The 24,138-nt window shown below is 39.7% G+C and carries 18 protein-coding genes and 1 other annotated feature; of the genes, 10 read left to right on the forward strand and 8 right to left on the reverse strand.

What is annotated here, in order from left to right; translation table 11 throughout:
• Positions 1 to 184 precede the first annotated feature (184 nt).
• Positions 185 to 2,179, forward strand: coding sequence for an N-acetylglucosamine-specific PTS transporter subunit IIBC (nagE, locus tag IGJ00_RS02125; protein WP_086335403.1), 1,995 nt, complete (start codon positions 185 to 187; stop codon positions 2,177 to 2,179).
• 74 nt (positions 2,180 to 2,253) lie between these two features.
• On the opposite strand, the gene IGJ00_RS02130 is transcribed toward nagE, so the two are convergent.
• Positions 2,254 to 2,574 carry a heavy metal-binding domain-containing protein gene (locus IGJ00_RS02130; RefSeq protein ID WP_019722737.1) on the reverse strand — a complete coding sequence of 107 codons (321 nt, stop codon included), beginning with the start codon at positions 2,572 to 2,574 and terminating at the stop codon, positions 2,254 to 2,256.
• Between the two features lie 193 nt (positions 2,575 to 2,767).
• Here IGJ00_RS02130 and dhaM point away from each other — a divergent pair, with 193 nt between their 5' ends.
• The 3 genes from dhaM to dhaL are packed head-to-tail and all read left to right on the forward strand — an operon-like array spanning position 2,768 to position 4,771.
• Entirely contained in the window at positions 2,768 to 3,166 is a 399-nt protein-coding gene (gene dhaM, locus IGJ00_RS02135; RefSeq protein WP_108173408.1) for a dihydroxyacetone kinase phosphoryl donor subunit DhaM, read from the forward strand.
• 1 nt (position 3,167) lies between these two features.
• A complete protein-coding gene (dhaK, locus tag IGJ00_RS02140; RefSeq protein WP_074800438.1) occupies positions 3,168 to 4,151 on the forward strand; it encodes a dihydroxyacetone kinase subunit DhaK in 984 nt (327 codons plus the stop codon).
• 14 nt (positions 4,152 to 4,165) lie between these two features.
• Positions 4,166 to 4,771 carry a dihydroxyacetone kinase subunit DhaL gene (dhaL, locus tag IGJ00_RS02145; RefSeq protein WP_074800552.1) on the forward strand — a complete coding sequence of 202 codons (606 nt, stop codon included), beginning with the start codon at positions 4,166 to 4,168 and terminating at the stop codon, positions 4,769 to 4,771.
• A 124-nt stretch (positions 4,772 to 4,895) separates the two neighbouring features.
• On the opposite strand, the gene IGJ00_RS02150 is transcribed toward dhaL, so the two are convergent.
• Positions 4,896 to 6,050, reverse strand: a complete 1,155-nt coding sequence (locus IGJ00_RS02150) for a hypothetical protein (RefSeq protein WP_086335405.1) — start codon at positions 6,048 to 6,050, stop codon at positions 4,896 to 4,898.
• A gap of 316 nt (positions 6,051 to 6,366) precedes the next feature.
• Positions 6,367 to 6,570, forward strand: a binding site (T-box leader).
• Between the two features lie 96 nt (positions 6,571 to 6,666).
• Between IGJ00_RS02150 and tyrS the strand changes: the two genes are divergently transcribed.
• From tyrS to tyrP, 3 genes are all read left to right on the forward strand, one after another.
• Complete coding sequence (gene tyrS, locus IGJ00_RS02155) at positions 6,667 to 7,923, forward strand: tyrosine--tRNA ligase (RefSeq protein ID WP_010736393.1); 1,257 nt, start codon at positions 6,667 to 6,669, stop codon at positions 7,921 to 7,923.
• Positions 7,924 to 8,213: 290 nt separating this feature from the next.
• Positions 8,214 to 10,088, forward strand: a complete 1,875-nt coding sequence (gene tdc, locus IGJ00_RS02160; protein WP_438844047.1) for a tyrosine decarboxylase — start codon at positions 8,214 to 8,216, stop codon at positions 10,086 to 10,088.
• Positions 10,089 to 10,332: 244 nt separating this feature from the next.
• The gene (gene tyrP / locus IGJ00_RS02165) at positions 10,333 to 11,751 is read left to right on the forward strand and encodes a tyrosine-tyramine antiporter (protein WP_074800427.1); all 1,419 of its coding nucleotides are present in this window, start codon (positions 10,333 to 10,335) and stop codon (positions 11,749 to 11,751) included.
• Positions 11,752 to 12,258: 507 nt separating this feature from the next.
• Here the strand turns inward: tyrP and IGJ00_RS02170 are convergent.
• The 4 genes from IGJ00_RS02170 to IGJ00_RS02185 all read right to left on the reverse strand — a co-directional run bounded on the left by IGJ00_RS02170 (position 12,259) and on the right by IGJ00_RS02185 (position 17,293).
• On the reverse strand, positions 12,259 to 13,275 hold the full coding sequence (locus tag IGJ00_RS02170; RefSeq protein WP_074800424.1) for a LacI family DNA-binding transcriptional regulator: 1,017 nt from the start codon (positions 13,273 to 13,275) through the stop codon (positions 12,259 to 12,261).
• Positions 13,276 to 13,337: 62 nt separating this feature from the next.
• Positions 13,338 to 14,348, reverse strand: coding sequence for an aldose epimerase family protein (locus IGJ00_RS02175; RefSeq protein WP_438844048.1), 1,011 nt, complete (start codon positions 14,346 to 14,348; stop codon positions 13,338 to 13,340).
• Positions 14,341 to 15,006: a beta-phosphoglucomutase gene (pgmB, locus tag IGJ00_RS02180; RefSeq protein ID WP_108173395.1), complete on the reverse strand. Its 666-nt coding sequence runs from the start codon at positions 15,004 to 15,006 to the stop codon at positions 14,341 to 14,343. The genes IGJ00_RS02175 and pgmB overlap by 8 nt, the downstream gene beginning before the upstream one ends.
• Positions 14,999 to 17,293 carry a glycoside hydrolase family 65 protein gene (locus IGJ00_RS02185; RefSeq protein WP_438844049.1) on the reverse strand — a complete coding sequence of 765 codons (2,295 nt, stop codon included), beginning with the start codon at positions 17,291 to 17,293 and terminating at the stop codon, positions 14,999 to 15,001. Before IGJ00_RS02185 ends, pgmB begins: the two co-directional genes overlap by 8 nt.
• Before the next feature lie 284 nt (positions 17,294 to 17,577).
• Here IGJ00_RS02185 and IGJ00_RS02190 point away from each other — a divergent pair, with 284 nt between their 5' ends.
• Both IGJ00_RS02190 and IGJ00_RS02195 read left to right on the forward strand, forming a co-directional pair.
• Positions 17,578 to 19,740 carry a PTS transporter subunit IIBC gene (locus IGJ00_RS02190; RefSeq protein WP_066026027.1) on the forward strand — a complete coding sequence of 721 codons (2,163 nt, stop codon included), beginning with the start codon at positions 17,578 to 17,580 and terminating at the stop codon, positions 19,738 to 19,740.
• Positions 19,741 to 19,868: 128 nt separating this feature from the next.
• Complete coding sequence (locus IGJ00_RS02195) at positions 19,869 to 20,699, forward strand: endonuclease/exonuclease/phosphatase family protein (RefSeq protein ID WP_438844050.1); 831 nt, start codon at positions 19,869 to 19,871, stop codon at positions 20,697 to 20,699.
• Positions 20,700 to 20,994: 295 nt separating this feature from the next.
• Here the strand turns inward: IGJ00_RS02195 and IGJ00_RS02200 are convergent, their stop codons facing one another.
• Both IGJ00_RS02200 and IGJ00_RS02205 read right to left on the reverse strand, forming a co-directional pair.
• On the reverse strand, positions 20,995 to 22,674 hold the full coding sequence (locus tag IGJ00_RS02200) for a hypothetical protein (RefSeq protein ID WP_086335411.1): 1,680 nt from the start codon (positions 22,672 to 22,674) through the stop codon (positions 20,995 to 20,997).
• A 264-nt stretch (positions 22,675 to 22,938) separates the two neighbouring features.
• Entirely contained in the window at positions 22,939 to 23,472 is a 534-nt protein-coding gene (locus tag IGJ00_RS02205) for a phenolic acid decarboxylase (protein WP_023519065.1), read from the reverse strand.
• A gap of 103 nt (positions 23,473 to 23,575) precedes the next feature.
• On the opposite strand from IGJ00_RS02205, the gene IGJ00_RS02210 reads away from it, so the two are divergent.
• Positions 23,576 to 24,124 carry a PadR family transcriptional regulator gene (locus tag IGJ00_RS02210; protein WP_438844051.1) on the forward strand — a complete coding sequence of 183 codons (549 nt, stop codon included), beginning with the start codon at positions 23,576 to 23,578 and terminating at the stop codon, positions 24,122 to 24,124.
• The last annotated feature ends 14 nt before the right edge of the window (positions 24,125 to 24,138 follow it).

Genomic DNA, 24,138 nt, shown 5'->3' on the forward strand with positions numbered 1-24,138 from the left:
ATAATAGATTTTTTCGTTCGTTTTCGTTGTTTTTACTGGTTTTTTGAATGTATTCAATCAATGCTTCCTATTTTTTTGGATAAATGGTATACTCGTTTTATTGTTTTTAGATATTTTCTAGAAAATTTACAAAAATAACGATAAACGCTCTTTCACGAGCGGAGAGAAAATAGGAGTGGAAAGAATGAAAGCATATATGCAACGAATGGGTCGCTCATTGATGTTGCCAGTAGCAGTCTTACCAGCGGCTTCTTTACTGGTTGGTCTTGCGAATTGGTTCGTAGGAGTAGGCATCAGTAATGCGGGAACGACCTTCTTAATGAATGCGGGGCTAGCGATTCTTAACCATCTTGCCTTATTGTTTGCGGTGGGTTTGGCATTGGGAATGTCAAAAGACAAAGATGGATCAGCTGCTTTGGCAGGATTGGTCGCTTACTTGATCCCTCAAACCGTTTTATCTGCGGATTCAGTACAAGGATTATTGCATCTGGGAGATCTCACTGAAGTCAATCCGGCTTTCAATACAATGGATAACAATGTATTTGTTGGAATCGTGGCAGGATTAGTCGCTGCTGCGATGTATAATCGGTTTAGCCAAGTGAAATTACCTATGGCCTTATCATTTTTTAGTGGGAAACGCTTAGTTCCGATCATGTCTGCCTTGAGCATGTTGGTTATTTCTGCGATATTATTATTTATTTGGCCAACTGTTTATGATGTGCTGGTTTCCTTTGGGAAGGGAATTTCTCAATTAGGGTTTGTCGGTGCAGGGCTATACGGTTTCTTTAATCGTTTATTGATTCCAACAGGCTTACATCATGCATTGAATTCTGTTTTTTGGTTCGATGTGGCAGGTATCAATGATATTGGGAACTTTTTAGCTGGACAACAAGCGTTAGATAGTGGAAAAGCAATAATTGGACAAACCGGTATGTATCAAGCTGGTTTTTTCCCAGTCATGATGTTCGGTTTACCTGCTGGGGCCTTTGCTATTTATCAAAGTGCACGTCCAGAAAAGAAAAAACAAGTCGCTTCCTTGATGCTAGCAGCTGGTTTTGCTGCGTTCTTTACAGGTGTGACTGAACCATTAGAATTTTCATTTATGTTTGTGGCGTGGCCGTTGTATGTTATCCATGCCATTTTTACAGGAATTTCATTAGCAATCAGTGCCTTTTTCCATTGGACAGCTGGTTTTGCTTTTAGCGCTGGTTTTGTGGATTACTTTTTGTCGTTGCAGAATCCAGTCGCCAATCAACCATTGATGTTGCTTGTTCAAGGAGTATTTTTTGCAGCTATCTATTATTTTGGCTTCCGCTTTGCCATCAACAAGTTCAATTTGATGACGCCAGGAAGAGAAACAGAAATTGGCGAAGAGACACCTGATATTGCTACGGGAACTAATGAATTTAGCCAACTAGCTGCGGTGATCTATGATGCACTAGGTGGAAAAGAAAATGTAAAAGCAATCGATAATTGTACGACACGTTTGCGTCTACAGGTAAAAGACACAGCAAAAGTAAATCAAGAAGCGATTAAACAAACTGGCGTCCCAGGGGTAAAAGTAATTGATCAAACAAATATCCAAGTCATTGTAGGTACACAGGTCCAATTTGTGGCAGACGAAATGACGAAACTCCAACAAGGTAGTAAGGGAGAGCGAGAGACCGCTCAATCAATTCCTCACCCAGATGTGCCGGTTTCTGCTTCAAAGACAAGTAAGGAAACATTTGAACTCTATGCACCGGCGCTCGGTAAAATCATTCCGATCACTGAAGTCGGCGATCCTGTTTTTGCAGAAAAAATGATGGGTGATGGCTATGCAGTCCTGCCGGAAGCAAAAGAAATATTTGCACCAATCAGTGGAACGATCACTAGTATTTTTCCGACGAAACATGCACTGGGGATCGAAACAGACAATGGGCTTGAAGTGTTGGTGCATATGGGAATCAACACCGTTGATTTACAAGGAGAACCCTTCACTCTTTATGTCAAACAAGCACAACGAGTGGAACGAGGTCAATTATTGGCAGTTGTTGACTTAGCGATGCTAGAAAAAGCAGGCAAACAAACAGATATGATCGTTGTATTTACAAATAGTGAGAAAGTTGAAAGTCTAACCATAGAAAAAAGAGCGATGGTTGAGGCAAATGAGGTGATTGGACAAGTCCAGTCATTGTGAAGCGTATGTGAAAAAAACGAGTGGAGACCCTAGAAATATGGCAGGTCTTCACTCGTTTTTTTGTTTCGTTTTTGTTAAATCAATCGAACAGCCGTCCCGCTACAAGTGACCATCAACATCCCATTATCTGAACCTAAGACTTCATAATCCATCTTCATCCCGATGATCGCATTTGCGCCAAGTGCTTCTGCGCGTTGCGCCATTTCAGCTAATGCTTCTTCTCTTGCTGTTAATAATTCCCCTTCATAACTTTTTGAGCGTCCACCAAAAACGTTACGAATCCCTGCACCCAAATCTTTTAAGACGTTGATCCCCGTAATGACTTCACCAAAAACAATTCCCTCATAAGACTCAATGACTTGATGTTCTACGCTATTTGTTGTTGTAATGATCATTTTGATCACTCCTTTCTTTAAGGAAAGTATAGCAAATATCTCTTTTTAGTCCTATCTTTATCTTCACGTGAATAAAAAAACTATCGTTCGGTATATCGCATTATTTCCATTACCCATAGGAGTTGATATATACTTAATACAGAATCAAGAAAACCCTTACAAAAAGGGTGCTAAACTGAAGGAGGGGAATTCGTTGAAGAAAAGTATCTTATTGCTTTCTCATAGTAAGAAGGTCACAGACGGCATCAAAGAGATGATTGAACAAATGCAACAGACGGATGACGTAGAAGTATTATCACTTGGCGGAATCGAAGACGGAGAACTCGGTTCTGATCCGATGAAGATCGTTGATGCCGTCAATCAATCAGCCGATTCATCTGCTTATTTTGTCTTTGCTGATCTTGGTAGCGCAGTGATGAATTCAGAATTGGCAAAAGATTTATTGGAGGAAGCCCAACAAAAAAACTACTACTTGGTGGACGCCCCCTTAGTAGAAGGAGCCTTTGCGGCTGCTATTACAGCAGGAACAACCGACAATATCGAACAAATCATAGAAGAAGCGCAACAAGCAGGGAAGAAAGGGTGGCTGTAAATTGAAAAAAATCATGAATGAACCAGGGAATATCGTAGAAGAAATGCTAGAAGGAATCGTAAAGAGTTATCCAGAGCTAGTACATCGTGTAGCAGATTCTCGTGTAATTGCTAAAAATCAGTTGAACGAACAAGTCGGGTTAGTTTCTGGAGGTGGTAGTGGACATGAACCAGCTCACGCAGGTTTTGTCGGAGATGGCATGTTAAGTGCAGCAGTTTTGGGGGATGTTTTTACCTCACCGACACCTGATCAAATCCAACTAGCGATCAAAGAAGCAGATCAAGGAAAAGGTGTGTTATTGATCATCAAAAACTATACTGGAGATATATTGAATTTTGAAATGGCAAAAGAGTTAGCTGCTATGGATGAAATTGACGTCGAAGAAGTAGTGGTCGATGATGATATCGCGGTAGAAAACAGCACGTATACGGCAGGAAAACGTGGCGTAGCGGGGACCATTCTGGTTCATAAGATTTTAGGAGATGCTGCCAAAAATGGCGCGAGCTTGACTCAACTGAAGGAATTAGGAGAGCAAGTAGTTGCTGCGACCAAAACAATTGGTGTCGCATTACGGGCTGCGACTGTCCCAGAGGTAGGGAAGCCTGGCTTTGACCTAAATGAAGATGAAATCGAATACGGCGTAGGGATCCATGGCGAACCAGGTTATCGTCGAGAAAAACTTCAACCCTCTAAATTATTAGCGAAAGAATTAGTCACGAAAATTTTGAGTGAGTATACTGAAAAACCAAAAGAAGTCGGTGTCTTAGTGAATGGGATGGGCGGCACACCGTTGATGGAACAATTTGTATTTATGAATGATGTGTTGACGTTGTTGAGTGAAGAACAAGTGGATGTTACTTTCCATAAAGTCGGTGATTTGATGACTTCATTGGATATGCAGGGACTATCGTTAACAATGGTTGACTTAACAGAAACCACTTGGAAAGAAGCTTTAACAAGTCACGTAGAAACGATTGCATGGTAAAGGATGATGAAAAGATGAAGTTGACGGTAAAAGAGATCCAAGCATGGCTGACTCGCTTTGCTGAAGAGATCAAAGAGAAAAAAGCGTACCTAAGTGATTTAGATACCCCCATTGGCGATGGGGATCATGGGAATAATATGGGAAGAGGTGTGACAGCCTATGAAGCATCTTTTCAACAGGGGGCACCTGACACTATCAGTGATACCTTCAAGATGTTTTCTATGGCAATGATTTCCAAAGTAGGAGGCGCCTCGGGTCCTCTTTACGGTTCTGCGTTTATGAATTTGATGAAAGCAACAAAAGGAGTAGAGCAGATCGACTCACAGGAACAATTAGGTGAAATCATCCGTGAAGGAGCGAACGGCATCCAAGCAAGAGGAAAAGCGGAACAAGAAGATAAAACCATGTTAGATGTTTGGTTCCCTGTGGCTGACGCATTAACCGCAGGAAATCTTACGAAGGAAGTAATTGAACAGGCAAAAGAACACACAGCAGGATTAGTCGCGAAAAAAGGACGTGCTTCTTATTTAGGTGAACGTTCAGTCGGACATATTGATCCTGGTGCGGCATCTAGTGCCATCTTGTTTACTACGTTATTAGAAATAATCGACGAAATATAAAAAGGTTGTAAAGAAGTATTTAGCTTCGACAAATAAAGCGTCATCCACAGTGTTAACTTATGTGGATGACGCCTTTTTTTGTTCTGTCGTTTATCCCAATTAAGGAAAGATAAGTGGTTACTTGCTAGATATTCCCAATACCCCCGCCCACTTCTGGGTGATTGATTTCATCAACAACTGAGACTGTAACCGTTTTTTCCACTCTTGGATCTTCTGTTACGCCAAATGTCACGGCAAATTCGCCAGTTTTGTTTGCTTCAATCGAGGAATGCTTCACGTAAACATTTGCCTTTTGACCAAGGAGAGTCACTGCATTCGCGCCGGTTGCTTGGATCAGCGAGAGGTCATCCGTTTGACCTAACTGGACCGTTGCATCGAATGCTTGTAAAAAGAATCTAGAAGGAATAGTGTTATCTGAAGTGACGGTAAGATTGACAGTTTTAGTAAATAAACTTGAGTCTCCTTTGAGACCGAATGTAACAGTGTAATTTCCTGGCTCAGACTTGATTGTGGAGTGTTTGATTTCTACAGGCAAAGAATGTCCTAAAATATCAGTTACCTTGGCATCAGTCATGACAATCAACGTTTGTTCGTCCAATTGGTCGATCGAGACAGTAGCATCAGATGCGTCGACAAAGTAAAGACTTTCTTGCTCGTTCCCTGCGTCATTAGTAACTGTGACTTGGACTGTCTTGCGGATCTTTGGTTCTTCTTTGATCCCTAAAACGATTTGATACGTACCAGGGGTATCACTCACTATATTTGATTTCTTGATCACGACATCTACTGGATAGCCGCTAGAAGTCGTCGCTTGCGCATTTGTTGCTTGAAGGATTGCTGTTTCATCTACTTGCCCCACCTGAACCGTTCCAGCGTCAGCAGTTAATTGATAAATACCGTAAGTCGGACAGTCTTCAAGGTTATCGACGACAGTGACTGTGATTTCTTTTTCTACTGAAGACATGATCGTTGTACCAATTGTTGCACGATAGACACCTGGCGCGTTTTGTACATTGGCCGACTTGATGATCGGAGGGACTTCTACGCCAATTGAATTTGTGATGCGGGCATGAGAAGCTGTTAAAATATTCTCGTTAGAGGCTTCACCAACTTCCAATGTAACATCTGTCCCGCTAATGGCAAAAGCACCAATGAAATCAGTTTCGCCAGCTGTTGGATGTATTTCCTCAGCGCCAACTGGTTGAGAGACGTTCAAGTATGATACTGCACATAAAATCGCACTAGCAGATAAAGCAATTTTCAAAATCATCGATTTCATTTTTTATTCCTTCTTTCTAAAATAATTTTATTATCTATAACAATATAACAGCCGTTTGAGTTATTAACGTAACGACAATTATGTAATTAAAGAAAAATTGGTGCGTGCAATATGAATAATATTTTTCAACAGATCGAGCAGTAAATGATTCAATATTCTAGCAGTAGAATCAATAAAGGCTTATCCAATTCAATCAATCTTCGTCTATCTCAAGATTCAAAAGCGACGTTATTTTTTATTGTTCGATTGATCAAGAAAAATTTTTTTGTTGACAAAAAAAACAGTGCGTTCTAAGATAGGAGATAGATGAATAAGGAATTAGACGATGAATAAAACGAAGTAGTGGGTAAAGCCAATGTTTCAGAAAGCTAGTGGTTGCTGTGAACTAGTACATGCTTTAGCGCGAATTACATTTTAGGAGTCTATGGCATGAAGCCACGCGACAGCGTTAAATGTTAGAGAGATATGTTTGGGAAACAAACATATAATTTGGGTGGTACCGCGAATTTTCGTCCCTTGACTTGATTGTCAAGGGATTTTTTTGTTGTCTGCCCGTTAATAAATGACATGCTGGCAGGGACCTGCTTTCATAAAAAAAGATATGGAGGGAAATGTTATGAATATTATTGATGAATTAACTTGGCGTGATGCCATTAACCAACAAACCAACGAAGAAAGACTTCGCGAGCTTGTTGAAGAAAAGAGTATCTCGCTTTACTGTGGTGTCGATCCAACAGGAGATTCGATGCATATTGGGCATTTGATCCCATTCATGATGATGAAAAGATTCCAATTAGCAGGGCATCATCCATACATCCTGATTGGTGGAGGAACTGGAACAATCGGTGATCCAAGTGGACGGACAAGCGAACGTGTTTTACAAACGATGGAACAAGTCCAACATAATGTAGATGCACTATCGAACCAAATGCGCAAACTTTTTGGGAAAGATGCCAATATCACATTTGTGAACAACTATGACTGGTTATCAAATATTTCTTTATTAGAATTTTTAAGAGACTACGGAAAAAACTTCAACATCAATACGATGTTAGCGAAAGATATCGTGGCAAGCCGTTTGGAAGTCGGGATTTCATTTACCGAATTTACTTACCAAATCTTGCAATCGATCGACTTCTTGCACTTACACAGAACATACGATGTGCAATTACAGATCGGTGGAGCTGACCAATGGGGAAATATCACTGCTGGTTTAGATCTGATCCGTAAATTAGAAGGACCAGAAGCGGAAGCCTTTGGGTTGACGATTCCATTGATGTTGAAAGCAGATGGAACAAAGTTCGGAAAAACTGCCGGTGGTGCAATCTGGCTAGACCCTGAAAAAACATCCCCTTACGAATTCTACCAATTCTGGTTGAATCAAGATGATCGGGATGTTGTGAAATACTTGAAATTCTTTACTTTCTTATCGCAAGAAGAAATCAATGAATTAGCGAAAAAAGTGGAGACAGAACCTGAAAAACGTGAAGCACAACGCCGTTTGGCAGAAGAAGTGACACGTTTTGTCCACAGCGAAGAAGACTTACAAGAAGCACAAAAAATCACAGCTGCATTGTTCTCTGGAAATATCAAAGAACTAAATGCGTCAGAAATCGAACAAGGCTTTGGAAACATGCCGAATGTAGAGATTTCAAGTACCCCTGAAAATATCGTGGAACTACTTGTTTCCACAAAAATCGAGCCATCAAAACGTCAAGCGCGTGAAGATGTGTCGAACGGAGCTATAAGTATTAACGGTGATCGCGTAACCGATTTAAATTTTGTCATTGATCCAGCTACAGAATTTGATGGTAAATTCGTAGTGATCAGAAAAGGGAAAAAACGCTACTTTTTGGCCAAAGTAGTTGATTAGAATTTAGTAATTTTTTACCTTGTAAAAGGTCTATTCCATTACAAAATTCCAATTTTTGAAACTTATCCTAATAGTTACGCCGGTTGTCGTTAATACAATCACGAGGAGAGAATTTACATTTGTAAATTCCCTCCTTTTTTTAATTTTTATCAATTGTGCCAACAATTCAAACAATTAAAAACATTAAAATGAAATGAGGAAAATAGAAAAAGTAATATTTACAGAAATAAAAAACAGGTGTAATCTAAGCCTCGACAAAATTTAATTAATTTTTTTTAGGAGGGTTTCAAATGGAATCAAAGGGAAATGATTTAAATTTGAATGCACTATTCATTGGAGACAAAGCAGAGAATGGCCAAATCTATAAAGCTTTGTTGAATGAATTAGTGGACGAACACTTAGGATGGCGTCAAAATTATATGCCACAAGATATGCCGATCATTACGCCGGAAGAAAAAAGCAGTGAAAGCTTCGCGCACACGATCAATAAAACAAAAGACGTGTTAGCTGAAATCTCTACGCGGATGCGTACACACTCTGTCCCATGGCATAATGCAGGTCGTTATTGGGGTCATATGAACTCTGAAACATTGATGCCATCATTATTAGCCTATAATTTTGCGATGCTCTGGAATGGAAATAACGTCGCATATGAATCTTCTCCAGCAACAAGTCAAATGGAAGAAGAAGTTGGAATGGAATTTGCTACATTGATGGGGTACAAAAATGGCTGGGGCCATATCGTTGCAGATGGCTCATTAGCAAACTTAGAAGGTCTTTGGTATGCGCGCAACATCAAATCATTGCCACTTGCGATGAAAGAAGTGGCACCTGAATTGGTTTCAGGCAAGACAGATTGGGAATTGATGAATCTTTCAACTAGGGAAATCATTGATCTGTTAGATCAAGTGCCAGAAAAAATCGATGAGATCAAAGCACATTCTGCACGCAGTGGAAAACATCTACAACAATTAGGTAAATGGTTAGTCCCACAAACAAAACACTATTCATGGTTGAAAGCAGCAGACATTATCGGTGTCGGACTAGATCAAGTCATTCCAGTGCCAGTCGACCACAACTATCGCATGGATATCAATGAGCTTGAAACAATCATCCGTGAATTAGCAGCAGAACACACACCAGTTTTAGGTGTCGTTGGTGTCGTTGGTTCTACTGAAGAAGGGGCAATCGATGAAATCGATAAAATCGTTGAATTACGTCGCAAGCTAGAAAAAGAAGGCATTTATTTCTACCTACATGTAGATGCAGCTTATGGTGGTTACGGACGTGCGATCTTCCTTGATGAGAACAATCAATTCATCCCATTTGATCAATTAAAAGAAGTACACGCAAAACATCATGTCTTCACAGAAAATAAAGATTATCTTTTAGAAGAAGTACACCGTGCATATCAAGCAATTGAAGAAGCAGAATCAGTGACGATCGATCCGCATAAAATGGGCTATGTCCCTTACTCTGCTGGAGGTATCGTGATCCAAGACATCCGTATGCGCGATGTGATCTCTTACTTTGCAACCTATGTATTTGAAAAAGGAGCAGATATCCCAGCGTTGCTTGGTGCCTATATTTTGGAAGGATCAAAAGCCGGAGCAACTGCTGCAAGTGTTTGGGCAGCGCATCATGTACTACCGCTTAATGTGACTGGTTATGGTAAATTGATGGGCGCATCGATTGAAGGCGCACATCGTTTCTTCCACTTCTTGAACAATTTAACCTTCAAAGTGGGAGATAAAGAAATCGAAGTTCATCCATTGACTTATCCAGATTTCAATATGGTTGATTATGTATTCAAAGAAAAAGGAAATGATGATCTGGTAGCAATGAATCAGTTGAACCATGATGTGTATGACTATTCTTCTTATGTCAAAGGAAGCATCTATGGCAATGAATTCTTGACATCTCATACAGACTTTGCAATTCCAGATTACGGCAATAGCCCACTTCAATTTGTAAAACAATTAGGATTTACAGAAGAAGAATGGGAACGTGCTGGAAAAGTCACAGTCTTACGTGCCAGTGTCATGACGCCGTATATGAATAAAGCAGAACATTTTGAAGAATATGCGGAAAAAATCAAAGCAGCGCTTCAAAGTAAATTGGAAAAAATCTATGCAGATCAGTTAGTGGCAAACGAAACAAAATAAACGTAAATATTATGATGAGCGAAGAGAAAGCAAGTAGAATGAGCGCTCATTTCTCGTTCGAAACGAATAAAGAATGAGCCTCCTTTCTCTTATCGAATCTTTCATGTTGGAGTGCCTTTGAAGCTTGATGATCCAAGCAAAAAATACTCAAAGCACAAGTTGGCCATACGTTTGCTTTTATTTGCTGTTAATGAAAAGTTTCAAAGACACGCCTATTTATTTATTAATAAGGAGAGTGTCAAAATTGAGTAAAGCTCAAGTAAGTAAAATGGGGCTAGGAACATTTATTGGTTTGACCATGGCGCTATGTGCCACTGTTCGTAGTATCCCAACATTGTCAGCTGTTGGTTGGACATTGATTTTTTACACGATTTTTGCCGTCTTGTTTTTTGCTGGACCCATTTCAATGATTTCTGGTGAATTATCAACGATGCTGCCACAAGAAGGCGGCCCGCAACTTTGGGTCAAAACAGCTCTAGGTAGTAAATGGGGATTTGTCGTTGCATGGTTGCTCTGGGTGCAAATGTTCCCAGGAATGGTCATGGTCGCTTCTACCTTAGGTCCATTGTTAGGGAATACGTTTGGGAACGCCGCTCTTGGCAACAATCACTACTTCGTTTTAGGGTGTATCTTGGTCATCTACTGGATCATCACCTTGCTCAACTTGAAGTTTGACATGGCGAAAGTCGGCGGGAATATTGGTGTTTGGTTGGGCGTTTATATTCCTGTGGTGATCATGTTTGTTTTGGGGATCTTAGCGTTTTTCAAAGTGGGACTTGTTTCAAATGGCTATTTAGGGGATTTTTCATGGTCGAAAGCACTGCCTGATCTACAACACAGTGATTCATTGAAATATTTGGCAGGGATCACATTTATCTTTGTAGGGATCGAAATGAGCTCAGTGTATATGCCTCGTTTGAAAGATGCGACGAAGAACTATACTAAAGGGGTCTTTATTGCATTGATCGGACTAGTTTTATTGAATGTCATCAACGCTTTGTTTGTTGCAAATGTCGTACCAGAAGGAACAATGGAATTGGCAAACATCACACAACCAGTATTGATCTATTGTGATATTTTAGGATTGCCAACGATCATCGGTAATATCTTCAGCTTTATGGTCTTCATTGGTGTGTTATTACAATTGTCTGCTTGGGTAACTGGACCTTCTAAAACGATCATCCAAGTAGCACGTGAAGGATTCTTACCACCAAAATTTGGCTTCCATAAAGAAAATGAATATGGTGTTTCAAGAAATGTGGTATTGACGCAATCAGTAGTTATTTCCCTCTTTGCGTTACTTTATGGTGTCATGGATGATGTAAGTGCGGTCTTTCTTACATTGACGAATGCAACAACAGTGATTTATTGTATCGTATATCTCTTGATTGCCATATCTTTAGTGAAAATGAGAACTAGCCATCCAGAATTGCCTCGCCCTTATCGGATCGGTAAAAAAGGAAATGGCTTTGCGTGGCTGGTTAGCTGTATGCTGATGTTGGCAATTATCGCCGTTGTTGTTTCAACGTTAGGAACTTCAACATTAGCGGATGCATTGCTTGTTGCGGTCATCGCGATCGTGATGTTCGTTATTCCGCTGATCATCAATCGCGTGAAGAAAACAACCTGGTTGACTGATGTTGAAGCAGACTTAAAAGAATAGTGGGGGAAACTCCCTATTAGAGGATATAAAACAACGAGGTTGTGACAGAAGTGTTCAGCTCCGAGAAATAAGCGTGAAACCCCGAAAATTGTTCTTCAAATTTTTGGGGTTTCACGCTTATTTCTGAAGGAGTTACTTCTGGAACACCGCTTATTCGGTTCTAGGGGATGCAAGGTGACTAATATCCCGGGCTCGTTGTTTTTCTTAAAAAATCAAGAGCAAAAAAATAGAGCCGTTCCAACTTTTGGCGAAGTAGACGTGCTCTAATGCTCTATCAATGCCATCCGCTTTGAACGGACTACAGGGGGCATGTTAACGCATGCCTCTTTACCCACATTATTAGGGATTTTTAGAAAGAATGGAAGAGATTTCTTTTCTAGTTAAATACAAATGTGAACTTATCGTTAGTGGATCAGTTGATTACTAGTAAAATAAATAGCAAAGTATCTTTTGTCCGAAGACAAGATGCTTTGCTATTTTTGTTTGATCTGCCTAGGAATGGATGCCCTATTTTTCTTTCAATGGAACGACCGTTTCGCGTTTGATCAAACGATGGGGGATCACTAAGCGTACACCATTGCTCACTTCTTCATGGATCAGTTCTTGCAATTTTTGCATCGCGACTCGACCTAATTCAGAGATATCGATGTCGATACTTGTTAAGTAAGGATGCATCAATGTAGAAAAAATCGAGTTATTGAAGCTGATCATCGAAAGGGTTTCCGGGATGATATAGCCATACATTTGGGCGAGTTGCATCGTGCGTAAAGCAAAAATATCATCGATAACAACTAGCGCTGTCGCTTCAGCTTTTTTTAAGATCGTGTCAAAATCTAAGTAATCTTCAGCCTGTTCCAAGGTCACGCTTGGTTGGGCGTTTAGTCCTGCTAACATCATCGCTTTTTGATAACCGAAATAGCGTTCAAAGTATAAACTTTCATGTGTTGTATTGGTCACGAAAAGAATATTTTTATGGCCATTATCGATCAAAAATTCGGTGGCTTGCTTTCCTAACAGTTGATTGTCGTTATCAATGTAGATGATTTCGTTCTCATGATGGTACGGTTGTCCGATCAGTGTGAACGGAATCTGTTGTTCATAAAGATAATCGATGACTGGATCGTCACTATCGGAGTAGACTAGGATAAAACCATCAACTTGTTTTTGTAAATGCATCCGCTGAACGTTCTCTAATAAGACGTCGAAACTTTTTGCGGTAGCAATAGCTGTTGTCACACCGTGATGTCGTGCTTCTTCGTTGATTGCTTCCATGATTTCTAAATAAAACGGGTTGCCAAGACGCTCTTTGGAATCGAGTGGTGGAAGAATGACACCTACAGCGCTTGATACACGTTTACCAAGATTTCTCGCTGTGATATTGGGGACATATCCTAGTTCATCCATGATTTTTCGTACTTTCTTTTTTGTTGTTTCGGAAATACTTGGATGGTCATTGATCACGCGAGAAACAGTAGATGTCGCTACGCCTGCTTTTTTTGCAACATCTTTCACTGTAATTGCCATAAGTTAAATCACCTTTCTTTTTCATCGTCCATCGTCTTTGAAACCAAGCTAAATAAAACTGGTTAAGTGAATGTACTAAATTCATAAGTTGTTTGGCTGACACGTTCTTGTCCAGGGCGTAGCGTAATCGAGCCAAACTCCGGAAAATGAACGATATCTGGTATTTCTTGTGGTTCGATTGCTAAGCCAAAATGAGAATGCATGTTTTGACCGTTGATCTGTAAATCTGCATCAAACCTAGTTGTAGAAAATAATACCATACTTTTGTTCGTAGTTGCTATATTCATTTGGCGACCGGAAGCTTCTTCTGATAAAGTTAAACTATTTTTGGTGAGTTTAGGCGTATTTAATAAAAAAACGTCATCAAGACCGGAAGGATACGTGGATAAAATCTCTATCAGTGTATTTGGTTCTTGAAAATTGATTGGTAAGTCCGCTTTGTCTAGTGTTTCCCCTGTAGGTAATTTGTCATGATCCAAAAGTAACAAGCTATCTAATTGAATCTGGAGTTGATGGGAATCAATATCACGTTTTCCATTTCCAGATAGATTGAAATAGGCATGGTTTGTCGGGTTGCAAATCGTTTCTACTACACTGTTGGCTTTAGTGATCATCACTAATCTATTTCCTTCTAATTGATAGGTCACAGTCGCGGTGATTGGTCCAGGATAACCTGAAAATGTATCTTTTAAATAAAAGACGACACCCACTGCTTGAGGGGATTTGAATACTTCTACCTCCCAAAACTGAAAGGACCAGCCGTTTGTTCCGCCGTGGATATGATGGTTGCCATTATTTTTTTCTAGTTGGTGAGGACCCCATTCACCGTTTCTGATCCTACCTGCCACTGGCCCAACCGTTGCACCGAAAAAACTTTGATCAGATAAAACATCTTGAATATCGTCATAAGAGAGTAGGATGTTTTCCATGTGGCCAGATCTATCTGCTGTGAATATTTGATGCAAGCGAGCGCCATAATTGAGAAGAACGACTTCTAGCTCGTCGTTCTTCAATGTGATTTTTTTTAGATTTGTTTGTTTGATGGGGAGGACAGAGATGCTTGGTTCAGACATCTTTGCGCCAAACGTGTTGTAGATAGTCGAGTGTTAACGAAGACGTATCAGCGACGATCGGAATGTCCTCCCCAAGATCTTCCTTGCGTCCAACTCCTACAGGATAAGCACCACTTGCGATGATCGCTTGGATGCCTGCTTTTGCATCTTCAATACCTAAACAATCAGTTGCCGCTAATCCGATTTCTTTGGCTGCTAATAAAAAGATATCAGGGGCGGGTTTGCCACTTGCTACTTTGCTAGGATCAGCAATCGCATCAAAGTAATCCGTCAATTGCATTTTATCTAGTAACAATGGCCCGTTTTTACTAGCAGAAGCTAAGGCGATCTTGATGCCAGCGTCCTTTAATTCTGTTAATAAAGGAACGATACCCGGAAATACGTCTGCTGGCGTGATTTCTTGGATCATTTCTAGATAATACTCATTTTTACGTTTAGCTAAAGTAGCGAATTCTTCGTTTGAAAAGTCATTTTCTTTCTTGCCATAAGCAAGAAGCAATGTTAATGAATCTTCTCGGCTGACCCCTTTTAATTGTTCGTTGAAGTTTCGGTCGATTGAAATCCCGATTTCTTCACCAAGTTTTTTCCAGGCGCGATAATGGAATTCTGCTGTGTCGGTGATGACACCGTCTAAATCAAATAGGACACCTTTAAACATGTGCATCGTCCTTTCTTAATGGAATCGTCAATTGATCTGTTAGCTCTTGTGTTTGTCCATACACAGTCAATTCCAGTGACTCACCATTCAGTAATGTAAATGTGACTTGTTCCTCAGAAACAGCGATGAAAATCAAGCGACCGCGGTAATTGATATGGAAAGAATAGGCATTCCATGTGTTTGGTAAAAATGGTGCAAAAGATAATTCACCATGGGCGGTTTTCATTTGTGCAAAACCTTGAACGATCGCTAACCAACTACCTGTCATTGACGTGATATGCAATCCATCCTCTGTATCGTTGTTATAGTTATCCAAATCTAAGCGAGCAGTACGTTGGTACATTTCGACCGCTTTTTCTTCCAAACCAAGTTCAGCAGCTAAAATCGCGTGGATACTTGGAGAAAGAGAAGACTCATGAACCGTCATCGGCTCATAGAAATCAAAGTTCCGTTGTTTTTCCTCTTTTGTAAATTCTTCATTGAAGAAATAGATGCCTTGTAACACATCCGCTTGTTTGATGAAGCAAGAACGCAAGATCTTATCCCAAGACCATTTTTGGTTCAATGGCAATTCGCTAAGTGGTAGATCAGAAACTGGCATCAAATCTTTGTCTAGGAATGTATCATGTTGGACAAAAATTCCTTGTTCCTCGTCGATCGGGTAGTACATGTTTTCGACAATATCTGCCCATTTTGCTAATTCTTCTTCGCTGATTTCAATTGTTGTTTCTTCTTTGAACGCTAAATAATTTTCACGAGTATAACGAAGGACCCAAGCAGCGATCGTATTCGTGTACCAATTGTTATTGATATTGTTTTCGTATTCGTTCGGACCAGTCACACCATGGATCATATACTTGTTTTGACGTTTGGAGTAATGGACACGATCCGCCCAGAAACGAGCAATCTCAGCCAATACTTCAAGTCCTTCATTTTTCAGATAAGACGTATCGCCTGTATAATTTGTATAATTGTAGATCGCGTAAGCAATCGCACCGTTACGATGGATTTCTTCAAAGGTGATTTCCCACTCATTGTGGCACTCGACACCTGTAAAGGTCACCATTGGATAAAGCGCCCCTTTCAATCCTTGTTGTTGGGCATTGTGGATGGCTTGTGGTAACTGATTATGACGGTATTTCAATAAATTTTTTGTGACTTCCGGGTCAGCTAATGCCAGATATAATGGCACAGCGTAAGCTTCTGTATCCCAGTACGTCGCACCGCCGTATTTTTCACCAGTGAAGCCTTTTGGTCCAATATTCAAGCGTTCGTCTTCTCCATAATAAGTAGAGAACAATTGGAAAAGATTGAAACGGATTCCTTGTTGCGCTTCATCGTCGCCTTCGATCACTACGTCAGCTAATTCCCAACGTTTTGCCCAAGCGGTTGTTTGTTCTTTTTTGGCTTCATCATAATGAGTAGTTAACTGATCAAATTCATCCATAAGTGTTGCCACTTGTTGTGCTTCAGGGATATCACGACTTGTCAAAATCAAGACTTCTTTATCTATGACCACAGGTTCGTTTTGTGTTAGATCATAAGAGAATACACCCTGTAACGCTAATGTTTGCTCTTCAAATAGAGGTGTCGTTTCTTTGCCATTGATAAAATGGCGCATCCCAGCAGTGACAGTGAATTGTTTAATGTCAAATGCGTTAGGGATGGTCTTCGTTGTCAAATAACCGATTGAGTCTTTTGTGCCACGGTCGATCTGATTCCAGAAATGCTCATCGTAGTTACTATCTTCATTTTGGACATTTCCATCGAGTTTCGAAACAAATTTTACAGTGGCAGAGCCGGCGATCAATTCAACCTTTACACGAATATAAGCCGCTTCGCTTTTAACAATACTCAAGAAACGTTCAAATGAGAAACGAACTTTATTTGTACCTGTCGTAATCGTAAATTGACGAGATAAGACCCCGTTTTTCATATCTAATTCCCAAGAGAAATCTTCTGGATCTAGTGAAGCTAAGTCAATCAATTGGTCGTTGATGTAAATATCCATTGCGATAAAATTTACTGCATTGATGACTTTGCCGAAGTATTCAGGATAGCCGTTTTTCCACCAACCCACACGAGTTTTGTCGGGATACCAGATACCTGCTAAATAAGTGCCTTGGTGATGATCCCCAGAGTACGTTTCTTCAAAGTTTCCACGCATTCCCATGTAGCCGTTTCCGATACTTGTCAATGACTCTTGTAAACGCAAGTTTTCTTTATCTAATGTTGTCGTGCTGATTTTCCAAGGGTCGATTTGGAATAAGCGTTTGATTTGTTTCATGATTCTCCTCCTAAATGTTTCATTTCTTAGGTTTATAATAAACGCAACCGGTTGCGTCAGTCAATAGTAAACTGATAAATACTCAATCTTTTTTATTGGCGAACACTTCGCAAGGGGATGGAAAGCATACTTGTCATAGTTTATCTATATCATTCTTAATATATTAGATGTATCATGCTTTTGGATAAAAAAATAAATAAAATAAAAATAAAGCATTTACAAAAAAAGGAATTACCTCTATAATACGGATTAACGAAACCGATTGCGTAAAGGAGAGATAGAAATTGAAGAAAATGTTTAGTTTTGATTTTTGGCAGAAATTTGGAAAGGCTTTAATGGTCGTTGTAGCAGTTATGCCAGCTGCTGGTTTAATGATCAGTATCGGGAAATCGATCCCATTGATCAACCCGAACATGGCAGCACTTGTCACTACGGGTGGCGTTCTTGAAAGTATTGGTTGGGCAATTATTGGGAACTTGCATTTATTATTTGCATTAGCGATAGGTGGTAGTTGGGCAAAAGAACGAGCGGGTGGTGCATTCGCTGCCGGAATCTCGTTTGTTTTGATCAATCGGATCACAGGAGCGATCTTCGGTGTCACAACAGAGATGTTAGCAAACGAAGATGCCTTCACACATACGTTGTTCGGTACACGAATCATGGTGAAAGGATTCTTTACGAGTGTCTTAGAAGCTCCTGCATTGAATATGGGGGTATTCGTAGGGATCATCGCTGGGTTCGTCGGTGCGATGGCTTATAACAAATACTATAACTACCGTAAATTACCAGATGCACTTTCTTTCTTTAATGGGAAACGATTTGTTCCTTTTGTAGTGATTCTTTGGTCAACGATCGTAGCTCTTATTTTGGCAGCTGTCTGGCCAGCCATTCAAGCAGGAATCAACAACTTTGGTTTATGGATTGCACAATCGCAAGATAGCGCACCAATTTTAGCACCATTTTTATATGGAACATTAGAACGGTTATTACTACCTTTTGGTTTACACCACATGTTGACGATTCCAATCAACTATACGCAATTAGGTGGAACATATGAGATTCTATCTGGCGCACAAGCCGGTACACAGGTATTTGGTCAAGATCCACTATGGTTAGCTTGGGCAACTGACTTAGTGAATCTGCGAGGTGCAGGAGACATGGCACAGTATGAATTCGTCTTGAACAATTGGACACCGGCACGTTTCAAAGTCGGTCAAATGATTGGTTCTTCTGGTATTTTGATGGGGATGGCACTTGCGATGTATCGTAATGTCGATCCAGACAAAAAAGCAAAATACAAATCCATGTATTTCTCCGCTGCTTTAGCTGTCTTTTTAACAGGGGTAACAGAACCACTAGAATTTATGTTTATGTTTGCGGCAGTTCCACTGTATGCAATCTATGCAGTGATCCAAGGGGCAGCTTTTGCGATGGCGGATATCTTACCATTACGTGTCCACTCTTTCGGGAATATCGAATTATTGACGCGAACACCATTAGGGATCAAAGCAGGACTTGGCGGCGATTTGATCAACTTCGTCATCTGTGTCATTCTCTTTGGCGTAGTCACTTATTTCTTAGCAAACTTCTTGATCAAGAAATTCAACTTTGCGACACCAGGACGTAATGGGAACTATGATAGTGACAGTGAAGAAACAACCACTGGCACGACAACAGGAGCGGCGGATCAACAAATTATCCAAATCATCCATTTATTAGGTGGAAAAGAAAATATCAAAGACGTGGATGCTTGTATGACGCGTTTACGTGTAACAGTGGCAGATCGAGGTAGAGTTGGTTCAGAAGACGCGTGGAAACGTGCTGGCGCAATGGGCTTGATCGTCAAAGACAATGGTGTCCAAGCAGTTTATGGGCCAAAAGCAGATGTGTTAAAATCAGATATTGAAGATTTGTTGCAATCAGGGGCAGATATTCCTGAACCACAAGTCAAAGAAGTCGTGATGGAAAAAGAAACAGCGACAGCAGCATTAGGAATCGAAAAAGAATTGTACGCAGTAGCCAAAGGAGAAGTGATTGCTTTAGCAGCGGTCAATGATCCAGTATTCTCACAAAAAATGATGGGTGACGGTTTTGCTGTCATTCCTGAAACAGATACGATCACTGCTCCAGTAGCGGGTAAAATCGTTAGCGTATTCCCAACGAAACACGCCATCGGGATGGAAACAGCTGAAGGCGCAGAAGTACTGATCCACATGGGAATCGATACTGTCCAAATGGCGCAACCTGCATTTGAAGTATCTGTGAAAGAAGGACAAGAAGTCACACCAGGCATGCCGATTGCACGCATGGATCTTGCAAAAGTCAAAGAACAAGGAAAAGATACAACGATCATGGTTGTTTTCACAGATGATAAAGTGAAAGAAATTGCGATCACTACACTTGGTTCTGTTGAAATGGGTACAGAAATCGGAAAAATCAAGCTATAATAAATAAAAGAAGTGATCAGAGATTGTGACGAAAAAGCGAGACGATTGAGGAGAGATTTCTTCAATGATCAGCGCTGACGTAGCAGTCTCTGATTTTTATGTAAAAATAGAAGAGAGGTTCCGAAAAAATGAAAATAATGACATTGAACACACATAGTTGGTTGGAAAAAGAACCAATAACTAAACTACAAGAGCTTGCAGACAAGATTTTAGTTGAGAGCTATGATGTAATTGCTTTACAAGAGGTCAATCAACTGATTGAAACAGAAATCGTAAATGAACAAGAGCTAGTCGGTTTTTGTCCAGTAACGAATCAGACCCCCATCCACAAAGACAATTTCGCTTATTGTTTGATCCAACGACTAGCTGAAGCAGGAGAAGCTTATTTTTGGAGTTGGGAAATGAGTCATATTGGTTATGATAAGTACGAAGAAGGAAACGCTATTTTATCAAAAGCTCCTTTGGATAGTCGGGCATACATAGTGTCTGAAACAAAAGAAAAAGAAAACTACCGTACACGTATGATTCTTGTTGCCGAAACAGTTATTGACAATCAATCACTCGTTGTCGCAAGCTGTCATTTCTCTTGGTGGTCAGATATAGAAACGGGCTTTGCCTACGAGTGGCAATTCTTACAGAAAGAACTCTTGACTTATCAAATACCTTGCTTGTTGATGGGTGATTTTAATAATCCAGCAGGTGAGGAAGGGTATCGCTTAGTTAATGAAGACAACCAATTGAAGATCAAAGATTCATATGTTTTAGCCGAACAAAAATCTGAAGAAGCCACGATCGAGAAAAAAATCGATGGCTGGGAAAACAATACAGAAGCACTGCGAATCGACTATATTTTCGTTCCGACTGATAGTAAAGTCAGTACGTATACGCGCGTCTTTGATGGGACGAATGGCCCGATCGTGAGCGATCATTTTGGGGTAGCTGTGGAAATGGAGCTATAAGATAGGTGCTTTTTGCCGTAGGTGGACTCACTCAAATAAGTTTGATGAGGTGAACGATTGGATTGATTAAGATAAAGCGAACGAATAAGAGCTGACAAGTCTTAGGATTTTTCATACCCACCTGCTTACGTTTTATATAACGATTAACTAAGAGAATGTCTGCTGAGAAAGGATAAATTAATTATCTACTCTCGAATTTTAAAACTAAGCGAGGGTGTGACAGTCAATCTGTCACACCCTCGCTTATTCTTATGCCTAGATGATAGATGTTTCACATAATCTAAAAAATGATGGTCTAGCTGATTTTCACATTTTTTTCTTTCCTAAAATTAAACTTTTGTGAAAGATAGATGCCTAAAAAGGATAGCCAACCGGCAATAGTCGCAGCAACAACGAAGTAGAAATAGACTGGAAGGTCGTAATAGAGAATGATTTCGTTGATGCCATTATGCTGCTTAACGATCGGTGTCCCGATATCGGTCAATTCAAAATCCGTCAATTTCTGTCCATTTTGCATCAAAACGGTGCGATCATAAACAATGACTGGTACATGAACAGTTGGCTCACCAGTGTTTTTCCATTTGATGCTCAACCGACCATCAGGATGGGATTTGATAAACGTTGTTTCATTTTCTAAAATTTCTTCATTGTAGCGATCGTATTTATTCGCTGTCGTTTGTTTATAGATCGGTAAATAGTCTGGTGTTGTCTTTTGGAAAACAAATAAACTTTTCGACATATCACGACTATAGAAGGTTTTTCTTGCTTCATCAGGTGTATCGAACAAATACGTATGACGACTGACAAAGGTTTCATCTTCCCATTTATCGAGGTGACGGTATAAGTTTTGGATGGTTTGAACAGAACTGATCAGGATCAGTAAGGTCGCAGCTATCCGTAACCAGGTTTTGTTTTCCCAACGATTGGCGACAATCGCAAAGTAAAGTAAGAAAAGCAAGGTAAATGGAACAAAGAAACGAAACGGAAACTGGATCAAGCTAATAAATGGTACTTCGTTTTCAACTAATGTATTCCAAGGGATCAGGCTGGTTGAAAGTAAGAAGAACACAACACTTGTGCGCAACAAAAGTTTTGGAAACAGTTCTTCTCTTTTTCGGAACAATAAGAAACATAAAAATCCAGCAAATAAAACGACAGGTAGGATTTTCGGATAATTCAACCAGTAACTTCCCTCAAGATTGATTGATTTCTCTGTCATGCGTCGATTGACGAAAGGTGGAAGAATCTCATTCCCACTGTAAACCATCGCCATACCTACCCAGATGTTTGCCGTTAGGATAAAGTAAAGCAAAATTGATTTCCCTAATTGTAAAAGAGCTTTTCCCTTGTTGGTTTGTGTGAAGAAATAATACCCATAAAAAGGAATATACATCAATACTAGCATCACAGAAGATAGCAGATGGATCTGTGTCATCAATGCAATCGCCGCAGTTACTTTGAGGACAGGGAATTTTTTATGCACGATGAAATCAACGAGCGGGATCATACATAAAGGATAAAATACTGTTCCCCAGCTCGTAAAACCTTGATTGACAGCCCAATATTGGATCGAATAGGTCGTCATGAACAGGACTGAAACCGGTACACTTACCCATTCACGTACTTTTACATAACGCAACAAAGTCAACATGGACCAACCTGCGATAAGGAAGAGGATAAAATTCGATAAAATCTGGTAATGATACCAACTTCTAGCAACGAGTACGATCAACCCTTGAAAGTATGAGAATAAGGGACCGTAGATTGCATTGACGATCCGACCGCTTTGTTGAAAGCCATACATCGATGGGAAGTAGTGTAAGTCTCCGTGAATAATTTGTTGGGCTGCATCATAAAAACGATTGTAATGAAATGGCGCATCAGCCCCGATGATCAATTTGTGTGATAATATATTTGGCAATACGAAAATAATTGCGAAAATAAAAATCAAAAAATATGGTCTATATTTTTTCAACTGTTTGGCTCCTTTTCATATAATAACTAAACTTATCATAAAGGTTAATGAAAAGAGAGGCAAGGAATTAGAAAAAATTTGAAAATAACATGAAATTATTTATGTAAATCATAAAGAAATCAATTGGAAAAGTTAAATGACCACATTTATTTACAATAAAATAAAGGGTAGAAACAAAAGCCTCCGTTTATAATGATCAAAAAGCCACTGGTCTTCATCAATTGAAGGAGTGGCTTTTGATTTTATACGAGTGAGGTAGAGTGATTATTTATTGATGCGACGGTAGTTTTCGTCGAAGTAACGACCTTCACGAATGTCTTTTGGCATACCTTCATAAGGTTCTTCGCTAATTACATCTTCATTATCAACACCCGCATCACCCATATAAGTAATTGTCGCAAATTCTGGAACAACTAGTTTTGGGTATGTTTCATATTTTTCACGAGCAGCTTCCATTTCCGCAATATGTTCGTTTTGGAAAGTGACAGTGATCTCTGGATGTTCTTCGACCCATTTAGGGAAGAAAATCGTGCCATGGAGTTTTTTCTCATTTGGCATAAAGTCTAAAGCAACGTCTGTACCAGTTGGTTCAGTCCAAGTGATTTTAAAAACACCATCTGTTAATTTTACAATATCTGCTTCTTGATCTTTGACCCAACGACCTTTGACCATTCCGCCATGAATACGATAGTCAACGGTGTGGTCATTTTTTGCATACCATTCATATTCCCAACCATTATCATACGTATAGATAAAGTGAGTTCCAATAAAATCTTCTAAGTTTTTGAATTGTTTCATGTAAAACATCTCCCTTTAAATTAAAACATGTAATAATTTACATGTTTTTGATTACGTGATTATGATAGAATGATTTTGAGAGAATGTCAAGGAGGAAATTTTGATGGCTAGAAAAAATACATTACGCTATATATTACTGGGATTACTGAGCAAAAAAAATCAAACGGGGTATGAATTGAATCAAGCATTCAAAAATGAAATCGGTGAATTCTGGCAGGCAAAGCATAGTCAGATCTATCCTGAACTGGCCAAAATGGAAGAACTAGGAATCATCAAACATGAAGTAGGGATCACTGGAGTCAAGCTAGAAAAGAAAATTTATCAGCTGACTGAAGAAGGGCGTGTTTTGTTAAACGAATGGATCCATACCTCGCCAAATGAACTTCCAGTCAATCGAGACGAATTTGTCTTGAAACTGTATTTTGTGAAAGATATCAATGATCCAACATGTATCGAGATTCTTGAACAGCAAAAGGAGCTTCATGAAGAAAAAAGACAGCATTTATTCGTCCGACAACAAGTGATTTTCCCGACAGAAAAAGACCAACATGAAAATTATGGCCATTATCTGATCTTGTCTCACGCAATCAATCGAGAAACCGAATATATCAACTGGTTGACACAAGTATTGGAACAAGAAATAAGAAAATAAATGGAAAGTTTATG

Source organism: Enterococcus sp. AZ062 (assembly GCF_051715065.1).
Classification (GTDB): Bacteria; Bacillota; Bacilli; order Lactobacillales; family Enterococcaceae; genus Enterococcus_B; species Enterococcus_B mundtii.

Bases quoted from the DNA above. Each gene is read 5' to 3' on its own strand.
- dhaL (WP_074800552.1), top strand. From the start codon at position 4,166: ATGAAGTTGACGGTAAAAGAGATCCAAGCATGGCTGACTCGCTTTGCT.
- pgmB (WP_108173395.1), bottom strand. From the start codon at position 15,006: ATGTTTAAAGGTGTCCTATTTGATTTAGACGGTGTCATCACCGACACA.
- nagE (WP_086335403.1), top strand. From the start codon at position 185: ATGAAAGCATATATGCAACGAATGGGTCGCTCATTGATGTTGCCAGTA.
- IGJ00_RS02195 (WP_438844050.1), top strand. From the start codon at position 19,869: ATGAAAATAATGACATTGAACACACATAGTTGGTTGGAAAAAGAACCA.
- IGJ00_RS02150 (WP_086335405.1), bottom strand. From the start codon at position 6,050: ATGAAATCGATGATTTTGAAAATTGCTTTATCTGCTAGTGCGATTTTA.
- IGJ00_RS02210 (WP_438844051.1), top strand. From the start codon at position 23,576: ATGGCTAGAAAAAATACATTACGCTATATATTACTGGGATTACTGAGC.
- IGJ00_RS02185 (WP_438844049.1), bottom strand. From the start codon at position 17,293: ATGAAACAAATCAAACGCTTATTCCAAATCGACCCTTGGAAAATCAGC.
- IGJ00_RS02205 (WP_023519065.1), bottom strand. From the start codon at position 23,472: ATGAAACAATTCAAAAACTTAGAAGATTTTATTGGAACTCACTTTATC.
- IGJ00_RS02130 (WP_019722737.1), bottom strand. From the start codon at position 2,574: ATGATCATTACAACAACAAATAGCGTAGAACATCAAGTCATTGAGTCT.
- IGJ00_RS02170 (WP_074800424.1), bottom strand. From the start codon at position 13,275: ATGGCAATTACAGTGAAAGATGTTGCAAAAAAAGCAGGCGTAGCGACA.
- tdc (WP_438844047.1), top strand. From the start codon at position 8,214: ATGGAATCAAAGGGAAATGATTTAAATTTGAATGCACTATTCATTGGA.
- tyrS (WP_010736393.1), top strand. From the start codon at position 6,667: ATGAATATTATTGATGAATTAACTTGGCGTGATGCCATTAACCAACAA.
- IGJ00_RS02175 (WP_438844048.1), bottom strand. From the start codon at position 14,348: ATGTCTGAACCAAGCATCTCTGTCCTCCCCATCAAACAAACAAATCTA.